The 26,308-nt window shown below is 67.1% G+C and carries 24 protein-coding genes; 15 read left to right on the top strand and 9 right to left on the bottom strand.

Annotated elements, in window-relative coordinates; all coding sequences use genetic code 11:
* Position 1: 1 nt before the first annotated feature.
* The 4 genes from QNA08_RS00120 to QNA08_RS00105 all read right to left on the bottom strand — a co-directional run bounded on the left by QNA08_RS00120 (position 2) and on the right by QNA08_RS00105 (position 5,702).
* Positions 2 to 925, bottom strand: a complete 924-nt coding sequence (locus QNA08_RS00120) for an ABC transporter permease (protein ID WP_283738663.1) — start codon at positions 923 to 925, stop codon at positions 2 to 4.
* 68 nt (positions 926 to 993) lie between these two features.
* Entirely contained in the window at positions 994 to 2,526 is a 1,533-nt protein-coding gene (locus tag QNA08_RS00115) for an ABC transporter substrate-binding protein (protein WP_283738662.1), read from the bottom strand.
* A 43-nt stretch (positions 2,527 to 2,569) separates the two neighbouring features.
* Positions 2,570 to 4,432 (bottom strand): ABC transporter ATP-binding protein, encoded by a 1,863-nt coding sequence (locus QNA08_RS00110; RefSeq protein ID WP_283738661.1) that lies wholly within the window; start codon positions 4,430 to 4,432, stop codon positions 2,570 to 2,572.
* A 556-nt stretch (positions 4,433 to 4,988) separates the two neighbouring features.
* On the bottom strand, positions 4,989 to 5,702 hold the full coding sequence (locus tag QNA08_RS00105) for a carbonic anhydrase (RefSeq protein WP_283738660.1): 714 nt from the start codon (positions 5,700 to 5,702) through the stop codon (positions 4,989 to 4,991).
* A 348-nt stretch (positions 5,703 to 6,050) separates the two neighbouring features.
* On the opposite strand from QNA08_RS00105, the gene QNA08_RS00100 reads away from it, so the two are divergent.
* The 15 genes from QNA08_RS00100 to QNA08_RS00030 all read left to right on the top strand — a co-directional run bounded on the left by QNA08_RS00100 (position 6,051) and on the right by QNA08_RS00030 (position 20,006).
* Positions 6,051 to 6,782, top strand: coding sequence for a hypothetical protein (locus QNA08_RS00100; RefSeq protein WP_283738659.1), 732 nt, complete (start codon positions 6,051 to 6,053; stop codon positions 6,780 to 6,782).
* Positions 6,783 to 6,983: 201 nt separating this feature from the next.
* Positions 6,984 to 7,550 carry an aminotransferase class I/II-fold pyridoxal phosphate-dependent enzyme gene (locus tag QNA08_RS00095; protein ID WP_283738658.1) on the top strand — a complete coding sequence of 189 codons (567 nt, stop codon included), beginning with the start codon at positions 6,984 to 6,986 and terminating at the stop codon, positions 7,548 to 7,550.
* Between the two features lie 124 nt (positions 7,551 to 7,674).
* Positions 7,675 to 7,938, top strand: a complete 264-nt coding sequence (locus QNA08_RS00090; protein WP_283738657.1) for a hypothetical protein — start codon at positions 7,675 to 7,677, stop codon at positions 7,936 to 7,938.
* Positions 7,939 to 8,351: 413 nt separating this feature from the next.
* Positions 8,352 to 9,488 carry an ABC transporter substrate-binding protein gene (locus QNA08_RS00085; protein ID WP_283738656.1) on the top strand — a complete coding sequence of 379 codons (1,137 nt, stop codon included), beginning with the start codon at positions 8,352 to 8,354 and terminating at the stop codon, positions 9,486 to 9,488.
* A complete protein-coding gene (locus QNA08_RS00080) occupies positions 9,485 to 10,558 on the top strand; it encodes a FecCD family ABC transporter permease (RefSeq protein WP_283738655.1) in 1,074 nt (357 codons plus the stop codon). The genes QNA08_RS00085 and QNA08_RS00080 overlap by 4 nt, the downstream gene beginning before the upstream one ends.
* Positions 10,552 to 11,316 carry an ABC transporter ATP-binding protein gene (locus tag QNA08_RS00075; RefSeq protein ID WP_283738654.1) on the top strand — a complete coding sequence of 255 codons (765 nt, stop codon included), beginning with the start codon at positions 10,552 to 10,554 and terminating at the stop codon, positions 11,314 to 11,316. Before QNA08_RS00080 ends, QNA08_RS00075 begins: the two co-directional genes overlap by 7 nt.
* Before the next feature lie 26 nt (positions 11,317 to 11,342).
* Entirely contained in the window at positions 11,343 to 12,110 is a 768-nt protein-coding gene (locus QNA08_RS00070) for a class I SAM-dependent methyltransferase (protein WP_283738653.1), read from the top strand.
* Between the two features lie 315 nt (positions 12,111 to 12,425).
* Positions 12,426 to 15,164 (top strand): cation-translocating P-type ATPase, encoded by a 2,739-nt coding sequence (locus tag QNA08_RS00065; protein ID WP_283738652.1) that lies wholly within the window; start codon positions 12,426 to 12,428, stop codon positions 15,162 to 15,164.
* A gap of 126 nt (positions 15,165 to 15,290) precedes the next feature.
* A complete protein-coding gene (locus QNA08_RS00060) occupies positions 15,291 to 16,115 on the top strand; it encodes a 2-oxo acid dehydrogenase subunit E2 (protein WP_283738651.1) in 825 nt (274 codons plus the stop codon).
* Positions 16,112 to 16,387, top strand: coding sequence for an acyl carrier protein (locus QNA08_RS00055; RefSeq protein WP_283738650.1), 276 nt, complete (start codon positions 16,112 to 16,114; stop codon positions 16,385 to 16,387). Before QNA08_RS00060 ends, QNA08_RS00055 begins: the two co-directional genes overlap by 4 nt.
* Before the next feature lie 94 nt (positions 16,388 to 16,481).
* Positions 16,482 to 17,378 carry a M28 family peptidase gene (locus QNA08_RS00050; protein WP_283738649.1) on the top strand — a complete coding sequence of 299 codons (897 nt, stop codon included), beginning with the start codon at positions 16,482 to 16,484 and terminating at the stop codon, positions 17,376 to 17,378.
* A gap of 418 nt (positions 17,379 to 17,796) precedes the next feature.
* Positions 17,797 to 18,483 carry a helix-turn-helix domain-containing protein gene (locus QNA08_RS00045; protein WP_283738648.1) on the top strand — a complete coding sequence of 229 codons (687 nt, stop codon included), beginning with the start codon at positions 17,797 to 17,799 and terminating at the stop codon, positions 18,481 to 18,483.
* Positions 18,484 to 18,553: 70 nt separating this feature from the next.
* Entirely contained in the window at positions 18,554 to 19,021 is a 468-nt protein-coding gene (locus QNA08_RS00040; RefSeq protein ID WP_283738647.1) for a ChaB family protein, read from the top strand.
* Positions 19,018 to 19,158 (top strand): hypothetical protein, encoded by a 141-nt coding sequence (locus QNA08_RS00035; RefSeq protein WP_283738646.1) that lies wholly within the window; start codon positions 19,018 to 19,020, stop codon positions 19,156 to 19,158. Before QNA08_RS00040 ends, QNA08_RS00035 begins: the two co-directional genes overlap by 4 nt.
* A 152-nt stretch (positions 19,159 to 19,310) precedes the next feature.
* A complete protein-coding gene (locus QNA08_RS00030; RefSeq protein ID WP_283738645.1) occupies positions 19,311 to 20,006 on the top strand; it encodes a CBS domain-containing protein in 696 nt (231 codons plus the stop codon).
* A 222-nt stretch (positions 20,007 to 20,228) separates the two neighbouring features.
* On the opposite strand, the gene QNA08_RS00025 is transcribed toward QNA08_RS00030, so the two are convergent.
* The 5 genes from QNA08_RS00025 to QNA08_RS00005 are packed head-to-tail and all read right to left on the bottom strand — an operon-like array spanning position 20,229 to position 26,224.
* A complete protein-coding gene (locus tag QNA08_RS00025) occupies positions 20,229 to 20,666 on the bottom strand; it encodes an ATP-dependent nuclease (RefSeq protein WP_283738644.1) in 438 nt (145 codons plus the stop codon).
* Between the two features lie 9 nt (positions 20,667 to 20,675).
* The gene (locus QNA08_RS00020; RefSeq protein ID WP_283738643.1) at positions 20,676 to 22,712 is read right to left on the bottom strand and encodes an ATP-binding protein; all 2,037 of its coding nucleotides are present in this window, start codon (positions 22,710 to 22,712) and stop codon (positions 20,676 to 20,678) included.
* The gene (locus tag QNA08_RS00015; protein ID WP_283738642.1) at positions 22,709 to 24,862 is read right to left on the bottom strand and encodes a 3'-5' exonuclease; all 2,154 of its coding nucleotides are present in this window, start codon (positions 24,860 to 24,862) and stop codon (positions 22,709 to 22,711) included. Before QNA08_RS00015 ends, QNA08_RS00020 begins: the two co-directional genes overlap by 4 nt.
* A complete protein-coding gene (locus tag QNA08_RS00010) occupies positions 24,862 to 25,317 on the bottom strand; it encodes a hypothetical protein (RefSeq protein ID WP_283738641.1) in 456 nt (151 codons plus the stop codon). Before QNA08_RS00010 ends, QNA08_RS00015 begins: the two co-directional genes overlap by 1 nt.
* A gap of 4 nt (positions 25,318 to 25,321) precedes the next feature.
* Entirely contained in the window at positions 25,322 to 26,224 is a 903-nt protein-coding gene (locus tag QNA08_RS00005; RefSeq protein ID WP_283738640.1) for a hypothetical protein, read from the bottom strand.
* Between the last annotated feature and the right edge of the window lie 84 nt (positions 26,225 to 26,308).

Genomic DNA, 26,308 nt, shown 5'->3' with positions numbered 1-26,308 from the left:
CTCACTCCGTTCGGATGCGCGGGTCGACCAGCCCGTAGACGATGTCGACCAGGAGGTTGGCGGCCACGATCAGCAGCGCGAGCACGGTGATGACGCCCTGCAGCACGGGATAGTCGCGCGCCGCCACCGCGTCGAAGGCGAGGCTGCCCATGCCCGGCCAGTTGAAGACGCGCTCGATGACGACAATGCCGCCGATGAGGCCGCCGAACTGGAGGCCGATGTAGGTGATGAGCGGAATGGCGCAGTTGCGCAGCGCGTGCTTGTAGAGCACGACGCGTTCCTTGAGGCCCTTGCTGCGCGCGACCATGATGTACTGCGCCGACAGCGTCTCCAGCATCGAGGTGCGGACGAGGCGCACGTTGGTGGCCGTGAGGATGACGCCCATCGTCAGCGCCGGCATGACGATGTTGGCCGGCTCCTCCGCCCCGCTCGGCGGCAGCCAGCCGAGCGTGATGGAGAAGGTCAGCACCATCATGATGGCGAGCCAGAAGTTGGGAAAGGACAGCCCGACCAGCGAGAGGATGCGGATGCCGGTGTCGGCCGCCTTGCCCCTGTTCACCGCGGCATGAATGCCGAGCGGGATCGACATGGCGACGGCGAGCGCCAGCGACGTGAGCGCGAGCAGCAGCGTCAGCGGCAGGGCATGGGCGATGAGGCTGCCCACGGACGTGCCGCCGAAGAAGCTCTTCCCGAAGTCTCCGGTGACGACGCCCGTGATGAACTGGAGGTACTGGACGGTAAAGGGCTGGTCGAGGCCGAGCGCCTTGCGGATGTTTTGCAGGTCCTGCTCGGTGAAGCTGCCGGCACCCTGCGTCAGCATGATCGCGGGATCGCCGGAGAGCCGGATGGCCCAGGCCACGAGCAGGGTGACCACCAGGACGACGAAGACGGCCTGCAGGATGCGTTTTACGAGGAACCCGGCCATTCGCCCTTCATTCCCGCAATAGCTGCGGCATTCCCCGGCCCGGGGGGATGCCGCCGGTGAGGTCTCGATCAGTCGACGGTCACGTCAGTGAGGCGCAGGCGGCTGTCCGGCGGCGCCACGAAGTTCTTCACCCGCTTGCTCACACCGTAGACCGCGTTGAGGTTGTAGAGCGGCATCTCGAGCGCCTTGTCCGCGACGACGCGACCGATCTCCTGCAACACCTTCTCGCGCTTGCTGCGGTCGGTCATGCTGCGCTGCGACTCGAGCAGCGCGTTGAGCTCCGGGATATTGTCGTAAGGATTCCACTTCTCGCCGGAGTGGTACATGAGGTAGGCGGTGTTGTCGTAATCGAAGGTCCAGCCGCCCCAGCCCTGCTGGAACATCTCGCCGGTCTTCCCCGCCGGGATGATCTCGTTGAGGATGACGTTGGTTTCGTAGGGCTTGAGGATCGACTTGATGCCGACGGCCTGCAGATAACCTGCCACGGCCTGGGCGGCCTCGCGGAAATTGGCATCGCTGCCACGGAAATCGATCTGCACCGCAGCGCCCGGCTTGACGCCCGCCTGCGCCAGAAGCTGCTTGGCCTTGGCCGGATCGAAGGGCAGCGGCTTGAGCGCCGGATCGTAGCCGAAGGACAGTTCGGACTGGAAGCTGGCGATGGGCTTGGCCTGGCCGCCGAGCATCTGCTTGATGATGGCGTCGCGGTCGACGGCCATGATCAGCGCCTTGCGGACGGTCTCATCCTTGGTGATGCCGGTCCTGGTGTTGAAGCGCAGGGCCTGCACGGTCGGCCCGGTGATGCTCTCCACCTTGAGCCTGGGATCGCTGTTGACGATCGGAATGGCGCTGATCGGCAGCGGGTCGGTGACGATATCGACGCGGCCCGCCTGCAGTTCGGCAACCTGGGTCGACGGTTCTGCGATGAAGCGGAAGACAACCTTGTCGAGCTTCGGCTTGCCGCCCCAATGCTCGGCGAAGGGCTCGAGCGTCACGCTCACCTTCGGCTGGTAGTCGACGACCTTGAACGGCCCGGTGCCGACGGGGTGCGTGTTGAAATACTCGTCGCCCTTCTCCTGGATGTACTTGGGCGGCACGATCATGCCGCCATAGCCGGCGAGCTTGGTGATGAGCACCGGGTCGGGGTTCTTCAGCAGGAAGTCGACGGTCGTGGCGTCGACCACCTCGACCTTGTCAATGGCGTTGTAGTTCGACTGCTGCGGCCCCTTGGCCCCCTCGGCCCCGAGCAGGCGCTCGAACGTGAACCTGACGGCCTCGGCGTCGAAGGGCTCGCCGTTGTGGAACTTCACGTTCTCGCGCAGCTTGAAGCGGATGCGCTTGCCGTCCTCGGACTGCTCCCAGCTCGTGGCGAGGCCGGGCGCGAGCTTCATGTCCGGGCCGCGCTGGACGAGGCCGTCGAAGACGTTGTTGCCGACCTTGGCCCAATTGACGAGGAAGGTGTCGATCGGGTCCCAGCTGCCGGGGTCCTGAACCAGCGTCACCGTCAGGGTGCCAGCGGCGAAGGCGGCCGGAGCGAGGGCCGGCGCGGCCATCGCCGTGGCCGCGAGGAGCATGGCTCTCAGATTGCGTCCCAGATTCTGCATGGTGACCTTCCTCGGGAATGTCTCACATTGACCTTGGCCCCGGTCAGGGCGTGCGCGAACCGGCTGTCTCGACCGCGACCCAGTGGCCGGGGGCGACCTCGACGTGGCGGTGCAGGGCGGGCTCATCCCCGGCGGCACGGATGGGGCTCGGGATCTCGCCCGTGATCAGCCGCGTGTCGATCCTGCGGTCGGGATCGGGGATCGGCACGGCGGCGAGCAGCTTCTTCGTATAGGAATGGCGGGGATCCTCGAACACCGCCCGCCGCGGCCCGAGCTCCACGATCTGCCCCAGGTACATCACGGCGACGCGGTGGCTCACCTTCTCGACAACGGCCATGTCGTGCGTGATGAACAGGTAGGACAGGCGCCGCCGCTCCTGCAGTTCCATGAGCAGGTTGACGATCTGCGCCTGGATCGACACGTCGAGCGCCGACACGGATTCGTCGGCGATGATGAGCTTCGGGTCGCAGGACAGGGCACGCGCGATGCAGATGCGCTGGCGCTGCCCGCCGGAGAACTCGTGCGGATAGCGGCGCGCGTGCTCCGGCCTGAGGCCGACCTGATCGAGGAGCTCGTGCACGCGCCGCTCGATCGCCTTGCGATCGGTCATGAGGCCATGCGTGAGGATCGGCTCGGCGATGGAGAAGCCCACCTTCTGCCGCGGATCGAGCGACGCGAAGGGGTCCTGGAAGATGTACTGGATGTCGCGCTTCAGCCGGCGCCGTTCGGCGGCGCTCATGGCGGCGAGCGCGCGGCCCTCGAAGCGGATCTCGCCGCCGGTCGGGGTCAGCAGCTGCTGAATGGCGCGGCCGACCGTCGATTTGCCGGATCCGGACTCGCCCACGAGCGCCAGCGTCTCGCCCGGGAAGATGTCGAAGCTGACCTGCTCGACAGCGTGCACCCGGTGCGTGACGCGTCCCAGTGCCGTGCGGGCGATGTCGAAGCGCGTCGTCAGCTTGTCGACGGCGAGCAGCGGCCTGGAATAGTCCGCCGTGTCCTGGACACGCTCCTCGCCCGTGCTGCGTGTCGCCTCGCCCTCCATGACGACGAGGGGAAAGCGTTTCGGGAGCGGCTCGCCGGTCATGCTGCCGAGGCGCGGCACCGCGGCGAGAAGCGCGCGCGTGTAGGGATGCCGCGGCGCCGAGAAGATCTGACGCACCGGCCCGGCCTCGACCTTCCTGCCGCGATACATCACCACGACGTCGTCGGCCATTTCGGTCACCACGCCCATGTCATGCGTGATGAAGATGACCGCCGTCCCCATCTCGCGCTGCAGTTCGCGGACGGTGTTCAGAATCTGTGCCTGGATGGTGACGTCGAGCGCCGTCGTCGGCTCGTCGGCGATGAGGAGTTTCGGGCGGCAGGAGAGCGCCATGGCGATCATGACGCGCTGGCGCATGCCGCCCGAGAGCTGGTGGGGAAAGCGGTCGAGCAGGCGCCCGGCGTCGGGCAGGCGCACCTTGTCGAGGAGTGCCTTGGCCTCGCGCCGCGCCTCGCGCACGCCGACGCCCTGATGCAGGACGATCGCCTCGCTGATCTGGTCGCCGATTGTGAACACCGGATTCAGCGAGGTCATCGGCTCCTGGAAGATCATGGCGATCTCGTTGCCGCGCACGGCGCGCAAGGTATCGCCCGAGGCCTTCGCCAGATCGATGACGCCACCGCTGCGCGGCTTGAACAGGATGCTGCCCGAACGAATGCGCCCGTTGGCGTAGTCCGTGAGGCGCAACACGGCGAGCGATGTCACCGACTTGCCCGAGCCGGACTCGCCGACAATGGCGAGGGTCTTGCCGGGCTCCACGTCGAAACTGAGATTCTCGACGGCGGTGAACGGCCCATTGTCGGTGGGGAACTCGACGGTCAGCGAGCGCACCGACAGGAGCGCGTCGGCGGGCGCTGCGGACACAGGATCAACGGCGCTCAACGGTCACGGACCCATGCGGCGCAACCGCGGCCCGTCAGCCGGGCGAACGCCAGGGCGGCGCCTCGGCATGAACGAACCAAGCCCTGACCAGTCATGGTCGCACCTCCCACGGCAGATCATCGTTTAAAAACGTCGCCATATCTTCGACGTTTTGTCAATAAGACGACTGCCGCATCGGACCCGCGGGCACGGTCCGACCACGGTCGCGGGTGCTCGTGCCGCCGCCGCGCGGGAAGACGGAGAGACATAGGCGCGGCCGGCTCGCAATGGGCCACGGGATGAGCGCCCGTCCCATCCCCGGTCGGCGGCCGCGCTCGTCCCACCGGCAGCTCGCGCCGAGGCCCGCCCTGCCCTGCGGCAGTGCGGGCTAACCTCGGCGGCAGCGGGAGATGACGGCTTGCGCCGCGATGGCGCGCAGGGCCTCGCACCAGGGAGCGTTTTCGCCCGGAACCGGATGTCGGGCTGAGGCCAGGAGCCCGCCGGCGTCGGCCGAACCATGAGGATGGCCGCAGACGCCGACGACCGGTGCGCGGCCCCCTCAGAGGAGGCTGACCTTGCCGGTGGCGAGGTCGTAGACGCCGCCGACCACCTTCACGCGGCCGCTCCTGACGAATTCTGCAACGATCGGCTTCGCCTCCTGCAGACGGCGTACGTTGTAGCGCACGTTCTCGGCGATGGCCTCCTCCAGCGGGTTCTCGGCCTTCACCTTCTGGGCGATCTCCACCGCCGGCCTGATCGCGTTCGCGAGGAGCGGCAAGTGTCCCGGCAGCTGGGTCTTGTCCTTCAGGACCTTGATGGTGGCCGCGACCGCCCCGCAGTTCGAATGCCCCAGCACCATGATCAGCGGCATGCCCAGAAACTTGACGCCATATTCGAGGCTCGCCAAGCCGTCCTCGTTGACGAAATTGCCGGCGAGGCGGACGACGAAGAGCTCACCGGGCCCCTGGTCGAAGGTGAGCTCGGGCGCCACGCGGGAATCGGCGCAACTCACGAGCCCGGCGATGGGATACTGCGCCCCGGCGCGCGCCGCGCGGCCGGCTGAAAAATCCTTGTTTCGCGCTGTATTGGCGGCGTAGCGCGCATTGCCGTCCATCAGGATCTTCAAGGCTTCGTCCGGGCTGATTGCATTCGGGGCCGCCGGGGCCGCCTCCTGGGCCGACGCAGGCAAGGCGAGCCCGCCGAGAAAGGCCGTCGCCGCACCGGCGGCGAGAAAGCCACGGCGGGAAAGCGGAAGCGGATGATTGTCACACATGCGATCGTCCTCTCGGCATTGCCGGCCAACGGCCGTTCGGTAGCGGACGGGGAACGGTATCGTGGTCCCTTCGCTACTCGATTATCTCTGCCGACGCGGGTTAACTGGCCGAGTCCAAACTTTGCAGGATTTGAGCAACGGTGCGCAGGCCGCGACATTCGGCGGAGCAGCCTTCTCCCACTGACCGGCCGGCGCTCGCCCTGCCCGCGGGCTTCGCGGCCGCTGCGGCGCGATTGCGCGACCATCCTCGTTTCCGCCCGGCGCTCGCCGGCTATTGCCGCGACAGCGCCTGTCCCCTGGCCCATCTACAAGCTGTTCGACCAGTTCCGGCGTTATCTCGTCTCCTAAATGTTGATCCACAACTACTATGCCTGGCGCTGCGCCAACGGGGCGCTGCCGACGCTGTCGGCCCTGCAGAAGGTCGCCGGCCAGAGCGCACGGCAAACCGCGGGCTTCGTCGCGGCGCTGAAGGCCGGGCGTTTCATCGTCGCCGAGCCGGATCCGGGCGACCGACGGGTCAAGCGCCTCAGGCCGGCGCCTGCGATGGTCGCCGAGATCGGCCGCTCCGTGCGGCTCTTCGTGGCGGCGGTGGACGAGATCGAGGGGCGGCTGCCCCCGCGCGCAGCCATGCTCGGCGATGCCGACCGCCTCGGCGAGGTGCTGCACCGTTCCGCCGCCTATGTCCTCGCCAACGGCACCCTCATCCACCCCTTCCCGCGCGTTCTTCAATTCGCGGAGCGGGACTGCGGCTATCCGTTGCTCGCGGTCGTGATGGGCGCCCATTACGCGGAGACGGTGCCGGGCACTCCTCCGGCAGCACGGCTCAGCATCCGAGCGCCGGCGGAACGTTTTCAGGTGTCGCCCTCCCACATCAGCAATCTCCTGCGCGAGGCCGAGCAGCAAGGATGGTTTGCCGTCGGCGACGGCGGGCGCCTCCTCTTCCTGAGGGACGGCCTCCTCAGCGAATTCGAGCAATGGGCCGCTTGCCAGATGGTGCACTTCGACGCGCTCGCCGGAGAGACCGATGCAACCGATGCACTTGGGCAAGCGGACGGCCACCGGCCTGATCCGGAGACTTGAGCGGGGGTCAGTTCACACTGATCGGCCATCGGCGCGATCGGCCCTGCGGCGCGGGGCCGATGACCGGCCGGCCGGGCCTTTCCCGGCGCCTGGTCGTCGCGACGATGGCGAGACCGAGCAGCGCGCGGGTCCACAGATGACCAGCCACGGCGCCGAAGGGCGCGGTGCCACCGGTCACGAGCACGAGCAGGCGGGCGGCCCATGGAGGCTCTCCAGACGCTCGACCGCAGCGGCTCGGTCTTCTACGTCGGGACCTTCTCGAAAAGCATGCTGCCGGCTCTGAGGCTCGGCTATCTGGTCGCCCCCGCCTGGGCGCTTCCGGCCCTCGTCAGGGCCAGGCAGCTGGCGGACGGCTTTCCGGCGCTCGTCGCCCAGGACGCCCTCGCGGACTTCATCGCCGAAGGGCATCTGGCGAAACACGTCCGCGCCATGCGCAGGCTCTATGCCGAACGGCGGGCGGCACTGAGTGAAGCCCTCGGGCGCCACTGCTCCGGACATGTCGAGCCGATCCCCTCGGCTGCGGGCCGGCATCTCTCCGTCCGGCTGCGCACCGCGCAGGCACCCGAAGGGATTGCGACGGCCCTCTCCCACCTCGGACTGGCGATCGAGCCCCTGGAGAGCTACGCCATTTTGGACGGCCGCTGGAAGGGGCTCGCCTTCGGCATCGGCGCGATCCGGACGGAGGAAATCGACCACGCCCTCCGGCTCGTCGCCCCCATTCTGGCCGCAGCACCGGCCGAACAGCCGCCACCCGGATTGGAGCGGTGACGTGGGCCCCTGGCCGTTCGGGGATTGCATGCCCGATCACGACGCTCGGCCCCTCGCCCTGCGAGCACAATCCCCGGAATGCCGAACGCGGTCATCGCTGCCTGCGGCGGCCGCGTCGGGGCTGGTGATCATCCCGCAGGCGGGGCGGATCATCATTCCAGCCACGGGCAACCAGTGCGTCATGCTGCTGAAATCGACGTCGCTCGTCTCGGCGGTCGGCCATCTCGAGCCCATGCGCATCGTCACCGACATCCACTTCTCCAACGTCCGCGTCGTCGAACTGCTGGCGGTTGCCGCGATCTGGTCCCTCGTCATGACGGTCTTCACGACAGCCCTGCAGACAACGCTCCAAATGCTGTTCCCCCAGCGTCGAGGACGCCGATCATGACGGCAGCCGTTTCAGTCCTCGGCATTTCCAGGATCCGGAGCAGCTGCCCCGCCTCGCGGACGTCTCCTTCACCGTCGCCGCCGGCGAGAGGGTGGCGCTGCTCGGCCGTCCGGGGCCAGCAAGTCCACGATGCTGCGCTGCGCCAGGCACCTCGAGACGATCAGCGCGGGGCGCATCTGCGCGCATGGTGACCTGATCGCCAACGAAGTGCGCGCGCGGCCGGCGGGGATCGCTCCGATCGAGGCGCGCCTTGCATCCTCGGTCGACACGCCGGCAACGCACCCGCATATCGCAAGTTGCCGGAAAATAGAAACATTCCAATATTTTCTTATAATACTTCCAATATATAGTTGTTGACCGAGATTTTCTCTTTTCGTATGCGCCAGACCGGCATTTGTCAGCATGAGGCTTAGATGAGATTCCTTTCTTTGGCGGCGCTATTGGCGTCCCTCGTCAGTGCCCTGGCGGTGTCCTTCGCCTCGGCGGCTGAAACTGTGACGGTGACCGACGTCGCCGGGCGCAGCGTGACCGTGAAGGCGCCGGTCGAGCGGGTCATTCTCGGGGAAGGCCGGCAGATCTACCTGGTCGCGGCGCTCGACCGGGACGATCCCTCGCGCCGCGTCGTTGGCTGGCGCGACGATCTCTCGAAGGCCGATCCGCTGAACTACAAGGCCTATGTGGAGAAGTTTCCCCGCCTCGCAACGCTCCCGACCTTCGGTGGCATGAAGGAAGGCGTGTTCGACGTCGAGCAGGCTGTCACCTTGAAGCCGGATGTCCTGTTCATGAACATCGAGGCCAAGGTTGCCGTCGAGGAGGCGCGGCTCGTCGAGACGCTTTCCTCCGTCGGCATTCCCGTCGTCTATGTCGACTTCCGCGAGAAGCCGTTCGAGAACACCGAGACCTCCATGCGCCTGATGGGCAAGCTGTTCGGCAAGGAGGAGGTGGCCGAGGAGTTCATCGCCTACCGGGCGAAGGAAATCGCCCGCGTGACGGACCGCCTGAAGCAGGCATCGCTGCAGAAGCCCCTCGTCATGGTCGACCGGGCGGGCGGCTATTCCGATACCTGCTGCATGTCCTTCGGTAGGGAGAACTTCGGCCTGATGGTCGAGATCGCCGGCGGGCGCAATCTCGCGGCCGACCTGATCCCCGGCACCTTCGGCGTGGTCAACCCCGAGCAGATCGTATCCGCCAACCCGGACGTCGTCATCGTGACCGGCGCGAGCTGGGACGCGTACGTGCCCGGCGGCGCCTGGGTCGGGGTCGGCCCCGGAGCGGACGAGGCTGAGGCCCGCCGCAAGCTCGCCAATCTTATGACGCGCCCCGCCTTCACCGGCGTCAACGCCGTCAGGACCGGCCGGGTCCACGCCATCTGGCACCAGTTCTACAACAGCCCCTATCAGTTCGTGGCCATCCAGGCGATCGCCAAGTGGCTGCATCCGGAGATCTTCCGCGACCTCGACCCGGGCAAGACCATGGCCGAGCTGCACGAGCGCTTCCTCCCCCTCGCCTATCGCCCCGGCTACTGGGTCTCGCTGGAGGCCCGCCAGTGACCGACGCGTCCCTCGCCGCCATCTCCCGCGCGCCCGCCGCGCGGGAGGGCTATCGGACGCTCGGCACCCGCAAGCGGGCGATCCTCCTGGCAATTGCGCTGTTGCTCGCGGCGAGCCTCGTGGCCGACATGATGATCGGCCCGGCGCGCTACGGCGTCAGCGAGGTACTCTCCGCCCTCGCCCGGCCCGACAGCGTCCCGGTCCAGACCCGCGTGGTGATCTGGGACATCCGCCTGCCGGTCGCGCTGATGGCCGTCGTCGTCGGCGCCGCGCTCTCGGTCGCGGGTGCGCAGATGCAGACCATCCTCAACAACCCGCTGGCGAGTCCCTTTACGCTCGGCATCTCGGCTGCCGCCGGCTTCGGAGCGTCGCTCGCGCTGGTGTTCGGCGTTGCCATCGTCCCGTCGGCGCTCGAGTTCGTGGTGCCGCTCAACGCCTTCGTGGTCGCCATGGGCGCGGCCATGCTGATCCACCTGCTCAGCCAACGGCAGGGGGTGACCACCGAGACCGTCGTGCTGCTCGGCATCGCCCTCGTCTTCACCTTCAACGCACTCCTCGCCCTCCTGCAGTTCTTCGCCTCCGAGCAGGCGCTCGGGGCGGTGGTCTTCTGGATGATGGGCAGCCTCGGCAAGGCCACCTGGTCGAAGCTCGCGATGACGGCCGGCGTGCTCGCCCTCTGCCTGCCGCTCTTCGCCCGCCGGGCCTGGGCGCTGACCGCGCTGCGGCTCGGCGACGAGAAGGCAGCGAGCTTCGGCGTCGACACCCGCCGGCTGAGGCTCGAGACGATGATGCTGGTCAGCCTGGCCGCCGCCGTGCCGGTGGCCTTCGTGGGCACCATCGGCTTCGTCGGCCTCGTCGGCCCGCACATCGCCCGCATTCTGATCGGCGAAGACCAGCGCTACTTCCTGCCCGCCTCCGCGCTCGCCGGGGCGCTCATGCTCTCCGCCTCCTCAGTGGTCAGCAAGTCGCTCATCCCCGGACTGATCTTCCCCATCAGCATCGTCACCGCCCTGGTCGGCGTGCCGTTCTTTTTCAGCCTCATTCTCACGAACCGGAGGCGGTCATGGTGACGCTGCAGCTCAGCTGCGTCGGCGTGCGCTACGGGCAGCGGGAGATTCTGGCCGATATCTCGACGCCCCCGCTGCACGCCGGCGAAGTCATCGCCGTGATCGGTCCGAACGCCGCCGGCAAGTCGACCCTGTTCCGGCGCATTGCCGGGCTCCTCGCCGGCGCGGGCGAGATCAGGATCACCGGCCGCGCGGGCTGCCGGCCGTGCTACCTGCCGCAGGACGCGGCGACCAATGCGGTCCTGACGGTCTACGAGTCGATCGTGCTGGCCCGCAAGCAGGGCAGTTCCTGGCGGGTCGGAGAGCGGGACCTCGCCGCCATCGACGCGGTGCTGCACGATCTGGAGATCGAGCATCTCGCCTTCCGGGGGCTCGGCGAGCTGAGCGGCGGCCAGCGACAGCTCGTCTCCATCGCCCAGACATTGGTGCGCGCCCCCCAGATCCTGCTCCTCGACGAGCCCACCAGCGCCCTCGATCTGCACCGGCAGTTCGAAGTCCTGTCACTCCTGAAGCGCCTCGCCCGCGAGCGGCGGATCTGCGTGCTGGCTTCGCTGCACGACATCAATCAGGCGCTGCGCTTCGCCGACCGCGTGATGGTGCTGGCCGGAGGGCGGCTCAAGGCCATCGGCGTGCCGCGAGAGGTCATCACCACCGCACTCCTCGGCGAGGTGTACGACATCACGGCGCGCATCGAGGGCGGCGACGGCGGGATGCCCTACGTCGTCGTCGAAGGGTCCTCGCGCAGCCCGTCAGCAGCCTGAGCGCCAAGCCAGACGAGACGCCATCCATGTCGGAGCGCATGAACTACGCCCTCAAGGAGGAGATCCGCGCCTACTGGTCGGCCCGCGCGGAGAGCTTCGACCAGTCCGTCGGACACGCCATCAAGTCTGATGCCGAACTTGCGGCCTGGCGGCGGGTCCTCGGGGATGCCCTCGGCCAGCACCCCCTCTCGGTGCTCGATCTCGCCTGCGGCACGGGGGAAGTGACGCGCGCCCTGCTCGCGGCCGGCCACCGGGTGACCGCAATCGACTTTTCCGAGGCGATGATCGCGAAGGCCAGGGCCAAGCACGGCGCGGCGGCCTCGATCTACCTGTGCGACGCCGAACGGCTGACCGAGGACGACGAGCGCTTCGACGCCTTGGTGACCCGCCACCTGGTCTGGACCCTGACGGACCCGCAGGCCGCCTTCGCCGAATGGCATCGCGTGCTGAAGCCGGGCGGGCGTCTGGTGGTGATCGACGGCGACTGGGCCAATGTCTCGCGGCTCGGGCGCCTGATGTATCTCCTGTCGGACCTCATGCGGGCATGGGCCGGGGCGGACAGGCACACGCCGCCCGATCAGCTCGACACGCACAAGGCCATCCTCGGCCGCCTCCCCTTCGGCGACGGGCTGACCTTCCAACGCCTGTCCGCGATGCTGCTGGCCGCAGGGTTCTCCTCCGTGCGCCCCCTGGACCACCGCCCGATCCTGAGGGCGCAGCAACGCCACGCCCCGCTCCACGACGCCCTCCGCCTCGCGGCCAGCCGCCGCTTCGCACTCGTGGCGACGCGATAGGGTTCGGTCGGCCGCTTGGAACGGGCCGGGCCCCAGCTCCGACCGGAGACCCGCGCTGTCGCACCGTCGCTGGGGATATCGGCTCCCTGATCGAGGGCGCGGGCGACCTGCCTCGTTCAGGCGCGTCCCGCGGCGCGGCGCGAAAGCCCAAGGCTCGGTCCGCCGGCTCGCCCCTGCCGGGCGTTGCACCGCTCACCTGCCGAGACCCCGGAGGCCTCTGGATCGGCGCGCGCCGGCCGATTGACGCATGTCAACACAATCCCCTGCCGGCCGGCGGCATGATGGATCTGCCAAGGTTTTGCGGAGCGGCGGCGCATGAGAAGCACGGCCGGACCTGCCCTGCCCGATATGGGGCCGGATGCGGCACCTCCCGATCCGCACTCACTGCCGGTGGACGTCGTGGCCGAACGGCTGCGCGTCGATCCCCATGCCGGATTGAGCGAAGAGGAGGCTGAACGCCGGCTTCGGCGCTTCGGACCGAACCTCCTCGCGGCGCGCCGGCCCGTTTCCGATCTGGCGCTCATCCTGCGGCAGTTCGCCAGCACGGTCGTCGCCCTGCTGGCGGCGGCCATGGCGCTCTCGCTCCTCTTCGGCGAGTGGCAGCAGGCGGCTGCGATCGCCGCCGTCCTCGTGATCAATGCAGCCATTGGCTTCTTCACGGAGCGGCAGGCGATACGCTCCATGGAGGCCCTGCGGCGCCTCGGGGCACGCAGCGCGCGCGTGCGCAGGCACGGGCACTCCCGCCGGCTGCCGGCAGAGCAACTGGTGCCGGGCGACGTCGTGCTCCTCGAGGCAGGCGACGTGGTGCCGGCCGACATGCGCTGCTCGGAGGCGGCCGGACTGCGCATCGACGAGTCGGCCCTCACCGGCGAGTCCTCGCCGGTGGAGAAGGGCATCGCGCCGAATGTGGTGGAGGCGCCGCTTCCGGACCGCAGCGCCATGCTGTTCAAGGGCTCGCACGTCGTGCACGGCGGCGGCGAGGGCGTCGTGACAGGCACGGGGCTCGCAACGGAGGTCGGACGCATCACCCAACTCGTCGAGACGGCGGAACGCGGTGAAACACCGCTCGAGAGACAGCTCGCGCTGCTCTCACGCCAGCTCGTCTGGCTGATGCTCGCGCTCGCAGCCGTCATCACTGTGGTCGGCATCGCTTCCGGCAGACCGGCCGTCCTCATGGTGGAGACGTCGATCGCCCTCGCCGTCGCCGCCATCCCGGAAGGGCTGCCGATCGTCGCCGCCCTGGCGCTCGCCCGCGGCATGCTGCGCATGGCCCGCCGCAATGCGCTGGTGGAGAACCTCCCCGCGGTGGAGACGCTCGGCTCCACCACGCTCGTCATGACCGACAAGACCGGCACGCTCACTGAGAACCGCATGGAGGTGGAGCGCATTCTCACCCCCTCCGGCGAGTTCTCGGTCGATCATCGCCGCGCCGTCATCCTGAAGGATGGCGCGACGATCGATCCTGTCGCCGATCCTCAACTCGTGAAGGCCCTCCTCGTCGGCGTGCTTTGCAGCAATGCCGAATACGACAGCCATGCCCGGTCCGGGACCGGCGACCCCATGGAGGTGGCGCTCCTGCGCGCCGGCGGCATTGCCGGCCTCAACCGGGACGAGCAGATCTCCGCCTTTCCCGAAGTGGCCGAACACCCGTTTGATACAGCCACGAAGCGGATGGCGACTGTGCATCGCTCCGGCAACGGCCACTTCGCTGCCGTCAAGGGAGCGCCGGAGGAAGTGCTGGCCTCGGCCGACCGTATCGGCATCCGTGCCGATCCGCTCGACGACGCGGGCCGCGCCCGATGGCTGCGGCAGGTGGATCGGCTCGCGGCCGAAGGCCTGCGCGTCCTTGCCGTCGCCGTCCTGCCCGAGACGGGACCGGAGGCGCGTGTCAGCGGCGGGCTCGTCTTCCTCGGCCTCGTCGCCTTCCGCGATCCGCCGCGGCATGACATCCCCGACGCGGTCGCCGCACTGCGCGGGGCGGGCATCCGCGTCGTGATGGCGACCGGAGATCATCCGAGCACGGCGCTCGGCATTTCGCGCGCCGTCGGCATCGCGGAGGAGGGCGCGGCGGTGACGCGGGGGGCGGAGCTGCCCTGCCTCGAAGGGGCTACGGCAGCGGAGCGCCGCGCCGTTTCCCGCGGCGCGGTCTTCGCGCGGGTCAGCCCGGAGCAGAAGCTCGAACTGATCGATCTGTTCCAGGAGAGCGGCGAGGTCGTGGCCATGATCGGCGACGGCGTCAACGATGCGCCGGCCCTGACCAAGGCCGACATCGGTATCGCCATGGGCGAGCGCGGCACCGAGGTGGCACGTGAGGCGGCCGACATGGTGCTGCTCGACGACGCCTTCTCGACGATCGTGCAGGCAGTGCGCGAGGGGCGCATCATCTTCGACAACATTCGCCGCTTCTCGACCTACCTGCTCTCCTGCAACCTGGCCGAAGTGCTCGTGGTTGGCGGCGCCGTCTTCGTCGGTCTGCCACTGCCGCTCATGCCGCTTCAGATCCTGTTCCTCAACCTCGTCACCGACGTCTTTCCCGCCTTCGCCCTCGCCGCCGGCGAAGGCGAAGGTGACGTGCTCGCCCGCCCGCCGCGGCCGCCGAAGGAGGCGATCCTGACGCCGACGCAGTGGCGCATCATGGCGGTCTACGGCGCCGCGATCGCGGCGAGCGCGCTGTTTGCCCTCGTCATGGCCGCCCGCTGGCTCGGGCTTGCCGCCGGGGAGACGACCACCGTGTCCTTCCTCACCGTCGCGCTCGCCCAGCTGTGGCACGTCTTCAACATGCGCAGCCGCGGCACCGGCCCGTGGCGGAACGCCGTCATCGGGAACCGCTTCGTCTGGTGGGCTCTCGCCCTCTGCCTCGCGCTGATCCTGGCTGCGGTTCACGTGCCGGTCCTGGCCGCCGCGCTGCAGCTCGCGCCGATCGGAGCCCAGGGTTGGGCGCTCGCCGTCGGCTGCAGCCTGCTGCCGCTCGTGGGAGCGCACTTCTGGCTGGGGCGCACGGGCAGAGCGCTGCCGAGGTGGGGTGCGGGTGCGCGCGAGCTCGCTCGCGAGTGAGGCGCCGTCCGTTCCATCGGGGACGATGGGCGGCCGCCGCCCCGCGCCCCTGTCCCGCAGGAAGCACTGGAGGCGCAGCCGGCTGCTCGCCCGTCGATCCCCCCTGTTCCGTCCGGGGCGACGCGCGTGCGCGCCTCCCCAGCCGCACGCAAGCTCGCTGCCGAGATCGGGATCGAGGTGGCCGGCCTGACAGGGTCGGGTCCCCGGGGCGCTATCCTGCGGGCCGATGTCGAAGCGGCCCACCGGCCCGCTTCCCGCACCGAAGCGACGCCCGCTCAGCCGAAAGGTGCCGGCTTCGAGCCGATGCGCGCGGCGATCGCCGCCGCGATTTCGCGTTCGAAACGCGAAATCCCCCACTACTATCTCGCGCATGGTATCGACGTCGCGGCGGCAAGGGACCGGCTGACCGAGGTCACCGCGTCTCGGCCTCCCGAGCAGCGGCTCCTGCTCGGCGCCCTGTTCATCAAGGCGACGGCCCTCGGCATCCGCCGCTTCCCCGAATTCAACGGATTCTTCGCGGAGGGGAGCTTTCGCCCGAGCCCGGCCCTTCATGCCGGTGTGGCGGTGACGATCCGTGGCGGCGGCCTCGTCGCGCCGGCGATCCACGATACCGCCGACCTCGATCTCGACACCCTGATGGCGAGAATGCGCGACCTCGTCGCCCGCGTTCGTGCCGGCCGGTTCCGCGGCTCGGAGATCGCCGATCCGACCATTGCCGTATCGCGTCTCGGCGAGCGCGGCGTCGAGACCCTCTTCGGCGTAATCTACCCGCCCCAGGTCGCGATCGTCGGCTTCGGCAAGGCCATCGATCGGCCCAGGGTCAGCGAAGGCAGGGTTGTCCCCCGTCCGACGGTGACGCTTGCCGCCGACCATCGTGCGAGCGATGGGCATCGCGGTGTCCTGTTCCTCGCCGAGGTCGACCGCCTGCTGCAACGACCGGTGGCCCTATGACGTCGCCAGACATCGCCGCAACGATCCGCGAAGAACTCGCCCGCATCGCTCCCGAGGTCGATCTCGATGCCGTCGATCCTCGCGCCGACCTGCAGGAGGCGTGCGACATCGACTCGAAGGACTTCCTCAACCTCATCGCGGCGCTGCATCGCCGCCTCGACATCGACATCCCCGAGACGGACTATCCGGAGCTGGCGACGCTCGACCGGGCGGAGTTCTATCTGCGCACCAGGCTCGCCGCCGGGTTTCCGGGCAAGGCGTCGCCGGGATGATTCTTCGGGCCGGTGAGCGATGTCCGGCCGGCTCCCGCGACGGCCGGATGGCCGACCGTGGGATCGGTGCCGCGCAAACCCGGGAGACGTGTTCATGGCTGCCGGCAGGGGCACGACGGAGGAGACGCTGGAGAGCCGCCTGCGAGGCCACGTCCACCGGCTCGCGGGAGACATCGGCGAGCGCCATGTCTGGCGCCGCGAAGCCCTGCAGGCGGCGGCGTCCTACATCGAGAACGAGTGGGGCGCCCAGGGCTATGCCGTGGCGCGCATCGCCTACACGGTGGCGGGGCTCCCCTGCGCAAACCTCGAAGCGGTGCGCAGGGGCGGTGCGCGCGAGCGTGAAATCCTCCTCGTCGGCGCGCATTACGACACGGTCGCCGGCAGCCCGGGCGCCAACGACAACGGGAGCGGTGTCGCGGCCCTTCTCGAACTCTCCCGCATGTTCGCCGGGCTCGACCCGGCCATGACCGTGCGCTTCGTCGCCTTCGTCAACGAGGAGGCGCCGTTCTTCCGCAGCCGGCTGCAGGGCAGTGCGGTCTACGCCGAGGAGACCCGCCGTCGGGGAGACGACATCCGCCTCATGGTCTGCCTGGAAACCATCGGATGGTACAGCGAGGCATTGGGAAGCCAGGGCTACCCGCCGCTCTTCGGTCTCTTCCATCCCGACCGCGCGAACTTCATCGGCCTCGTGTCGAACTTCCGCTCGCGCGCCGCGATGCGACGGCTCGCGGCGGCCTTTCGCGCCCAAAGCGACTTTCCCCTGGAGACGACGGCGACCTTCGCATTCGTCCCCGGCGTCTCGTGGAGCGACCACCGGTCCTTCTGGAGAAAGGGCTATCCTGCCGTCATGGTCACCGACACGGCCTTCTACCGATACCGTTACTACCACGACGCCGACGATACGCCCGAGAAGCTGTGCTATCCCGAATTCGCGCGCATGACGGAAGGCCTGTTCCGCGCCCTGGCAACGCTTGCCCGGGAGGGCATCTGAGAGCATCCGCTCATATGCCGACGAGCTGTGTCGAACAGGTCGCGCCACACAGGCCAGCTCGTCCCGAGGTCCATTGACCGTTCCCGCGCGATGTCGGCCTTTGCCAGTCCCCGGCAACCGGCCGGAAGGTCGACGTCGTCGGCCATGACGCGGACGGATCGGCGAAGCGAAACACCTCGTCCATGGCGACGTCCCTCCCTGCCCGGACGGTATCGGCAAATCTTCGCACCACGCGGGGGCGGGAAGGAAGGACGACGCCGACGCCCTGCAACCCAGGGCCGGCGAAGGCCCCATTTCCTTTGGTCGGGGCGGGAGTACCAGCCGGCATCCGCGATATCCCTTAGGGGGAGACCTGAATGGCGGGAGCCCCCGGTGGGGCGTAAGCAACGGGCAGAGGGTTTTGGGCGAGGAGGCTTCCATGCAGACATCGGCGGTGATGAGCCACCCCGCGAGGGTGGTTCGCCCAGCCCCGGCCGGCGCCCTGTACCCGCAGGACGCGGCAGGCCCACGGGGACTCGAGAGCCTCGGGAGCCTTCGAACCTTTGCCAGAGACGCGGAACTCTACGCCGAGGGCGATCGGCCGACCTATTTCTACAAGGTCGTTACCGGCGCCTTCCGAACCTACAAGGTGCTGACCGATGGACGCCGGCAGGTCGGCGCCTTCTACCTGCCGGGTGACCTCTTTGGCCAGGAGGCGGGCGAGGAACGCCGCTTCTCGGCCGAAGCCGTTGCCGACGCGACCGCCATCGCCTATCCCCGACGTGACCTGGAAGCGCTCGTCCTGCGCGGCGCCCCCCTCGCCCATCGGGTCGTCTGGGCGACGCTGCGGGATCACGAGCGGGCGCAGGAACACATGCTCGTGCTGGGCCGCAAGACCACCCGCGAGCGGGTCGCGACCTTTCTCCTCGACATGGCCTCCCGTGCCCCCGGCAACGAGATCGATCTGCCCATGCTGCGATGCGACATCGCCGACTATCTCGGGCTGACGGTCGAAACGGTATCGCGCACGCTCAAGGAGCTTGAACGCGAGGCGATCATCGCCCTGCCGGCGAGCCGCCACGTCGTGCTCCGCAACAGGGCCGCGCTCGACCGCCTGAACGCCTGACCCGGCGACGTCAGCGCGGCGCCGGATGGGGGCATGCGCCTGCATGCCCCCATCCGGCCCGGAGGTCCGCATGCCCTATCGAACGAATGCCGACCTGCCGGATCCCGTGAGGACGCATCTTCCCCCGCACACCCAGGACATCTATCGGGAGACCTTCAACCACGCCTTCGCCACCCGCGCCGACGATCACGGCATGCGCCTCCTGCGCGAGCTCAAGGCGCGGCGGGTCGGCCTGCCGGTGATCGTCGTCACCGGTCACGGCGACATCGCGCTCGCCGTGACGGCGATGAAGGAGGGGGCCATCGACTTCATCGAGAAGCCGTTCGACGACGAGGTTCCCCTCGCCGCCATCCGCTCGGCCCTCAGCCGGCAAGCGAAGAACGCGGAGCGGGAGACGCAGCGGGCGGAGGTGCGCGCGAGGATCGCGCAGCTTTCGGCACGCGAACGGCAGGTCCTCGACGCACTCGTCGCCGGCGACCAATCGACGGGATCGAGCTGGTCTACAGGCTGCGCGACCGCCAGATCGACAATCCCGTGATCCTCATCACCGGCGCGATCGACAGCCGGCTGCGGGCACGCGCCGCGCACACCGGCATCCGGACGATCCTTGAAAAGCCACTGTCCGACGATGCGCTGCGCGACAGCATCTACGACGCGCTCGGACGCGCTTCCTGATCGCTGATCCCGTGTCCCCGCGCCCGCGGCTGGCCTGATGCGCCTCGGGGATATGGCGCTTGACCCGGATCAAGGCGCCGGAAGGCAGGGGAGATTAGAGAATCCGGCGCCCGCGCGCTGTCCGACCCACCCACCTTGCCTGGAGAGAGCCCATGCGTGCCGACGAGATCATGACGAGAGACGTCTGCGCGGTCGGCCCCGAGACGCCGCTCGCCGAAATCGCGCGCAATCTGGTCGAGCGTTCCATCAGCGCCGTGCCCGTCGTCGACGACGGGAACCGCGTCATCGGCATGGTGAGCGAGGGCGATCTCCTGCGTCGGCACGAAACCGGGACGGAGCGCCGGCGCTCCTGGTGGCTGCAGGTCTTCGTGGATTCGGACACGCTGGCCCGCGAGTACGTCAAGTCGCACGGCCTCAAGGCCCAAGATGTGATGACGAGATACGTGCACTGCGTTCCGGAGACCGCGACCCTCGCCGACATCGCCGACCTCCTGGAGCGGCACCGCATCAAGCGCGTTCCCGTCGTGCGCGCGGGCCGGCTCGTCGGCATCGTCAGCCGCGGCGACCTGGTACGTGCATTCCTCCGGTTGAAGCCTGGCGAGCCGATCGAGGAAGCATCGGCGAGCGACCGCTCCATCCGGCAGGAGCTCGCCGCTCGCCTGAAGCGTGAGGGCTGGGCGGACTCGATCTACGTGCTGAGCACGGTGAAGGACGGAATCGTCGAGCTTTCGGGCCTCGTTCGTTCCGAAGATCAGCGCAAGGGCCTGCTCGTACTCGCGGGGACCATCCCGGGCGTGAAGAAGGTCGAGGATCACCTGAAGCTGCACACGCGCTACCACGGGGCATAAGGCAGGCGCAGCGCGCTCGCGCATCAGGCCGCGTCACCCGCCAGATGGCGCCCGCGGAATCCGCGCTGCGGGCCAGAGACGCTCCCGTTGACCGCCGCTCGCTCCCGGCCGAGCGACGCACTCCCCGGAGGAGGCCGATCGAAGCCGAATGCAATCGGGCGGTTCCTCATGACGGGGCCGCCCGGAAGGCCGGGCGGCTCGGTTCCTCGGCCTCGTGAGCGTTCACGGGTCGCCGCCGCCCGTGATCTCCCACTGGTAGTCGTCCCGTGTCAGATCGCCCGGCTGAATCTCCTCCGTTTCCAAATCCTCGCGGACGCCAAGCTTCGGGCGGTAGCGATAGATGAGCCGCGCATGACCCGGCTTGAACTGCCATGCCCCGACAAGCGCCTCTTCATTGGTTTTGCCCGCAAAGTCGGTAATCTCAAGCGCAACAAGCACCTGCTCCGGGTGGGAAATATCGATGCCGGAATGAATGTCGCTGGGGATCAGCGAGCGATACGTCGAGGAGAGCCCGGCGTCGATGCACAGACGGATTGCGTGCAGAAGATTGGACTTGCCGGCGTTGTTCTCACCAATGACGCACGTCGCGCCCGGCCCGATGGACACGTCCAGATGCTTGAATGAGCGGAAATTCCTGACGACAATACGATTGATATACACACGCCCCCCTTAACCCGATGCAGATTTCTGCTCGCGTTCCCCCTTGTCAGCATCCTGGTTGACGGCTTCGTCGTCAATTTCGATGACGCCTTCCAGATACTTGCTATGACGCTCTTGGAGATACCGGATGGCGGCGCTCTCGTCGGCAGAGTGCTCAAGATGCTCCTGAAAAAACTGCAGCCGGGCGCGGTTCTCTTCGATCAGCTCACCCCACGTCTTTATCCCGACAGAGATATTGTCCTTCCGGTGGATCAACTGACGGGCCGGATCGGGGCCACCCTCAATGTCAGCTCTTGCGAATTCGTCGTAGCTGTTTGAGACGATCCAGAAGTGCCACCGAACGCCCTTCACCGTATGAAAGCGCTCGTCCTTCGACACAGCCATCGCATAGCGCTTGGCCTGCGTGATTTCGTCGGCGCCAATGACAACCTTGGGCGCTTTCAGCTCGACGACCAGGTGTTCGATGTCGTTGGCCCGGTGGCGGCGCGTCGCGCGCGAGAGCATGAGATCGACGATGCCCCGCTTCTTGCCGATTACCTTCACGGGGTCATCAATGACGATATCGGGGTCGAGCACCGCGCGGTGCTTTTCGAGCACCCGCTTCAGGTCCTTATCGCTGGCCCACAGGTTGTACTCTTCGCCGAGAACCCACGTATTCTCGGCAAGAATCTTGTGAAGCTGCGAGCGCTCCTTGAGCCTACCCTTCGTCTCCGGATCGAAAACGATACTCTCAAGCGCCGCTATGAACTTGAGGCGGTCGGCGACGGTTTTCGCCGCCGTGATGATCGCCGACAGGGTGGTTTCCTGTAGCAGCGCCGCAAGCTCTTTCTGCTTGCGCTCCGGCAGGTCGAGGACTTCCCGAAGGATCATCTGCAAATCATCAGGCCCCCGCTCGATGGCGTGGCGCAGCATCCGCAGGTGCAGGGCGCGTGCCTTGGGCGTGGCCGCTGCCAGTTCGGGAGTGAACTCCTGCACGTTGACGGCGACGATATCGAAGACCTGCCGTTCGGCCTTTTCCACGGGCGTGGCCGGCTCCCCCTTGAAGGGATAGATGTCTGCGCTTTTCCACTCTTCGACGACGTTGCGCGCCCGCTGGGCCGCGCGCTCGCGGAAATGTTCCTTGATCGCCTCGCGCGCGACATCGACCGCCTGCCGCAACTCGGGAACCATCTTGGCGACGCCAAGGCGCCCGTCGTTATGAAGGGCGGCGATGTAGGGCGATTTCAGGTAGGCGGAGAAAGAGAAGCCGGGAACGTGAAAGCGCGTCTCGACCTGATCAAGCGGGAAACCGTTCTCCGAGCACAAATACAGAGTACGCTTGGTGTCCGCCCGCCACTCTATCAGGTGAAGCTCCGCCGGATACTCGGTGCCGTCTGCATCCTTGATCGGCGGTAGCGTGAGTTGTTCCTGCCCGGCGATTACCGTCTCGGGATCAAGACGCTGGCCGGCGATGCGGATCGCAACGTCCTGGTAGTTGATGAGATAGAGAGCGAACGTCTCTGCGAGTTCCTGAAGGCCCTCGTCCGATTCAAGAACCCTGAAGTCGCGCTCGATGTCGGCGATCTCGACGATGACGCCGCTGGCCTGTCCGGGCGCATCGCGCTCCTCGGTGATCGCAACATCCTTCAGGTCGGATTCCAGCAGGCTGATCTCAAACGCCTTGGGCTTGCCGGCTTCAAGATAGCAAACCTTCCAGACAATCGACCGGCCCAGGGCAAACGCTTTGTAGCGGCCGCGCCCCTCTTGGCCGTGAACCATGCGACTCTTGGTCCTGGTGCGCCGGGTCAGCCGCTTCCACGACCCACCGAGATTCCCGAAGAGCTTCGCCGCTTCAGACCGGGGAAACCCTTCGCCGTTATCATAAACGACAATCTTGGAAAGCCCCCCGGCAAGATCGGCACGCTCAAACTCGACATCGACGCTGCTTGCTTCACCGTCGAGGCTGTTCCAGATCAGCTCGGCAAGTGCGGCAATCGGCTGGGCGCGAGTCTGCCGCGCAAGGAAGTCTTCCTGAATTGAGATAGATACGTGCTCGACCGCGTTCATGGCGCTCCCCCCGCAGCGTTTCGCAGCGAGGCCATACCATGACCGGCAGCAGGCTCCGCAGTACTGACGGTCAGGTCGGCAAGAAACTCCGATGCCGGGGCGACGCCGGTGATCAGCAGGCAGTCGCGGGCGCGGGTGCAGGCGACATAAAGCAGATGGCGCTCCGTGTTGTAGACCTCTTCGAGATCGGATTCGTCGGAGACGGCCTCGATCCGCTCTTCAAGTGGCAGCACGCCGTCATCGCACGCCATGACGGCGACGCCGCGGAACTCAAGGCCTTTGGCCTGGTGCATCGTGCTGATGGCAACCTTGCCCGCAGCCGAGGCAGCGTCTTCGCCCAACTCAATGTAATCGGCCTTGGCAATCTGCACGGCCTTCCGGGCGCGCTCCATTTGCGCGTCGGCCCTGACGAACACGCCGATTTCGTGCGGCTGATAGCCTTCACGCAGGCGCTCCCCAATCCAAGCAGCGACCGCTTCCATCTCCAATTCCGCGTTCGGCACGACCTTGATCACGGGCGGCGGGCCGTTGAAGACGGAGACCGTGCCTCTGCGGCTTTCGACAAGCCCGTCAACGTCGGCGAGCGCCAGCGGCAGCAGGCGGTCGGCCTGCGCCCTGATCTGGTGCGAGGTGCGGTAGTTGATGCGCAGCGTGTGCGAACGCCCACGGACATCAACCCCCAGCGCCTTCCAGGAAAAGGGCGTCTGGAAAATGCGCTGGCCCAGATCACCGGCCAGGAAGAGACCATCCGGCCGCCCTCCCGCAAGCGCCGCAAGAAAGCGCAGCGGCGCAACGCCAAGGTCCTGCGCCTCGTCGGCAACGACGAAGTCAAACGGCCGTTTGCCGCGATCGGACAGGTCCGCGGTCAAGCGCGCAAATACGCCGGGCCAGGTCGTCAGCCCACGCGCTTCGAGTGCCGTCCGCAGTCCGGTGAAAATGTCCCAAAGCTGCTCGCGCTGCCTGCCGCCGATCCTGGTCTTGCGTCCAAGACGCGCGACATCGCGGTATTCTTCCCAGCTTTGCAGGTTCCAGGCGTCAACGACATCGGTCCATTCATTCAGCAGAAAGTTCGTATCGAACCGCGCCGGCTGCTCCTCCTGCGCCGCGTCAGCCAGCATCGCCCGGATCGTGTCATCTGCCGCAATCGACGGAGTGCCGAAGCGCTCAGTGTAAAGACGGCGCGCGAGATCGAAGATTCCTTCCACGATGATCCGCCCGGCGACGGCCGGCTCATTGCCGGCAAGGTGGCTGAGCCGGACCCGCAGGGCATTGGCAAGCGCCGTCGAGTAGGTGGTCAGCAGCACACGCGACTCCGGCGATTGCCGCGCAAGGTGCACGGCGCGATGCAGCGCGACAATGGTCTTGCCGGTGCCCGCCGACCCTGAAATCCGAGCGGGTCCACTAAATGAGCGCTCGACCAAAGCGCGCTGGTCCGGATGCAGGAAGACAGCCCATTTCTCCCAGGGGTAGTCGAGCGCGCGTCCCAGCTCCTCGACATTGGTGAGCACGCGGAAGCGCCGCTGCGCATCCGGGTGCGTGAACGGATCGGCCTCGACCGGCAACACCTTCGGCGGCTCGGGCCTTTCGCCGACCGCAAGCCTCAGGATCGCTTCCTGCGCCTCCTGCGGCAGATGCGTGATGACATCGAACAGCGTGTCTTCATCGGCTGCCCGCACGTCATCGATCCATTCCTCCGGCACGCCGAAGGCCATCAGCTCGAACTTGCGCAGGTTCTCGAACAGCTTCGGCTTGACGGGCGCAGGTGCCGGCCCAGCCACAGGCTCTTCTGCCTGCGCACGCGGACTCGCAATCTCTTCGATCCGCTCGCGAATCTCGACAAGCTGCATCGCCCCCGTCGTCGGGTGGCGCTCGATCTTGCGCCGCTCGGCCCATTTGTAGGCCTCGTCGTGATGATCGACATAGACAAGCAGCAGGCTGGCTGCCGACTTGTGCACGATCAGGCGGATATCGGCATTGACGCGCACCGACCAGAAGTTCGGGTCTCTTGCGCGGTCGATCTTGTGGAATTTCATGCCCGGCGCCGCCGGGTTGAGCTGAAGGTCGAACGCCGTCGTCTTCACGGCCTTCTGCTCCTGCGCTGTCAGGCGCGAGAGCGAATCCGTGAAGGTATCGGCGATCCGGAATTCCATTAGAGCTCAATCCGTGGCTTGCGGCGTCGATATTCTCGCATCTCCTCAATTTCTTTGATCGCCGAAAGAAACTCATGTTCTCGCTTCGACGCGCGTCCGCGAGCAGCGTGGTCCGAACAAGACCGTTCAACCAGGTACTTTATGCCGCGCTGTGCGGCATGCACCGTGGCGTGCTCCACAGTGTCCCACTCGGTATCATCTCGAAACTCTTCAAGAGCTTTCAGAAACAGATGGCGGAAACCGAACTTCTCTTCGCATCGCGACAGAAGGTCCGCAACAAAATCCATCTTTTTCGCTGCCCGATAGGCACCATCGGTAGGATCATCGGAACTCACGGCTCGCATAAGGTCACGTAGGACGTCGGCAAACTGCGAACCAATGAAGTCAAGATTGGCGTTTGCCTTCAAAAATTCGTCGCGAAAATTCGACTTCGAATCGCTTTCCTCATCGGGCATCTGTTCACCCCACCGAAAACACCTTCATCACCTCGTCGCCGAGGTGATTGATGACCTTCACCGCGATGCGGCCGGAGGCCGGCTTTGGGAACGGCCGCGACGTGTCGCTGTTCAGGCTCGCCCACGCCTCCTCGTCGATCTCGGCCTTGAGCGTCGTCTTGAGCGCCCTGTAGGGATCGTTCGCCCCGAGGAAATAGGCGTGACGGACGAAAAAGCTCTCCTCGTTGTAATCCGTGTCGATCATCCAGAGCGCGATGGATTCCGGCCCGCCGCTTTCGATCTCTCCGGTCTGCGGCTTGAACACGTCGATGCCGTTGATCCTGACGCGGATCATCCCGTCCTTGAGCGTCTCGATATCGATGTCAGGCTCGCCGAAGACGACAAACAAATTGCCTGAGGCTGTCGCCTTCAGATCATCGCCCATGTGCAGGTCGGGATTCATGCGCGCCTTGAGCACGGGCACGCGGCCGAGCTTGTCGAACTCCGCCGAGTGGGCGTCGTAGTTGAAGGCGCAGGCGATCAGCACGTCAAAACCCGCATCTCCCGCCTCGCGCGCGGCTGCGACAAGGTCGGGGCGCGAGACGGTGCCGAACTCGGGACCGATGAGAATGCCTGCCCGCCTCTCCCTGTCGCCCTCCATGAATTTGCCTTCGGCGCAGATATATTTGCCGGGCCAGCCGGTGAGCGAGGTGAAGGTGATGCGGTCTTCCTTCTGCGCCTGCTGGACGCCCGCGGCCTTGAGGTTCTCGAGGATCATGTCGGCGAAGTCTTCCGGCGTGCCGGAGCCGTTGTGGCGATACCGGCGCCCGGGCTCGGCCACGCCCTCCATCAGCCGATCGTCGGCATCGACCGCGACGACACGATGCGGCGAGAGGCTCTCGACCGTGAACGGTCCGGCCACGCGCACGCGCGAATGACCTGCCCCCTTCCTGATCCCTCGGTTTGAGTGAGAGTCCGTCACCTAGAGGAGACGGACGTGAAGAAGAGCAGG

It is taken from the genome of Chelatococcus albus (assembly GCF_030067675.1).
Classification (GTDB): Bacteria; Pseudomonadota; Alphaproteobacteria; order Rhizobiales; family Beijerinckiaceae; genus Chelatococcus_A; species Chelatococcus_A albus.
Note: the sequence above shows the minus strand (reverse complement) of the source record. Positions and strands in the feature narration are given on the sequence as shown.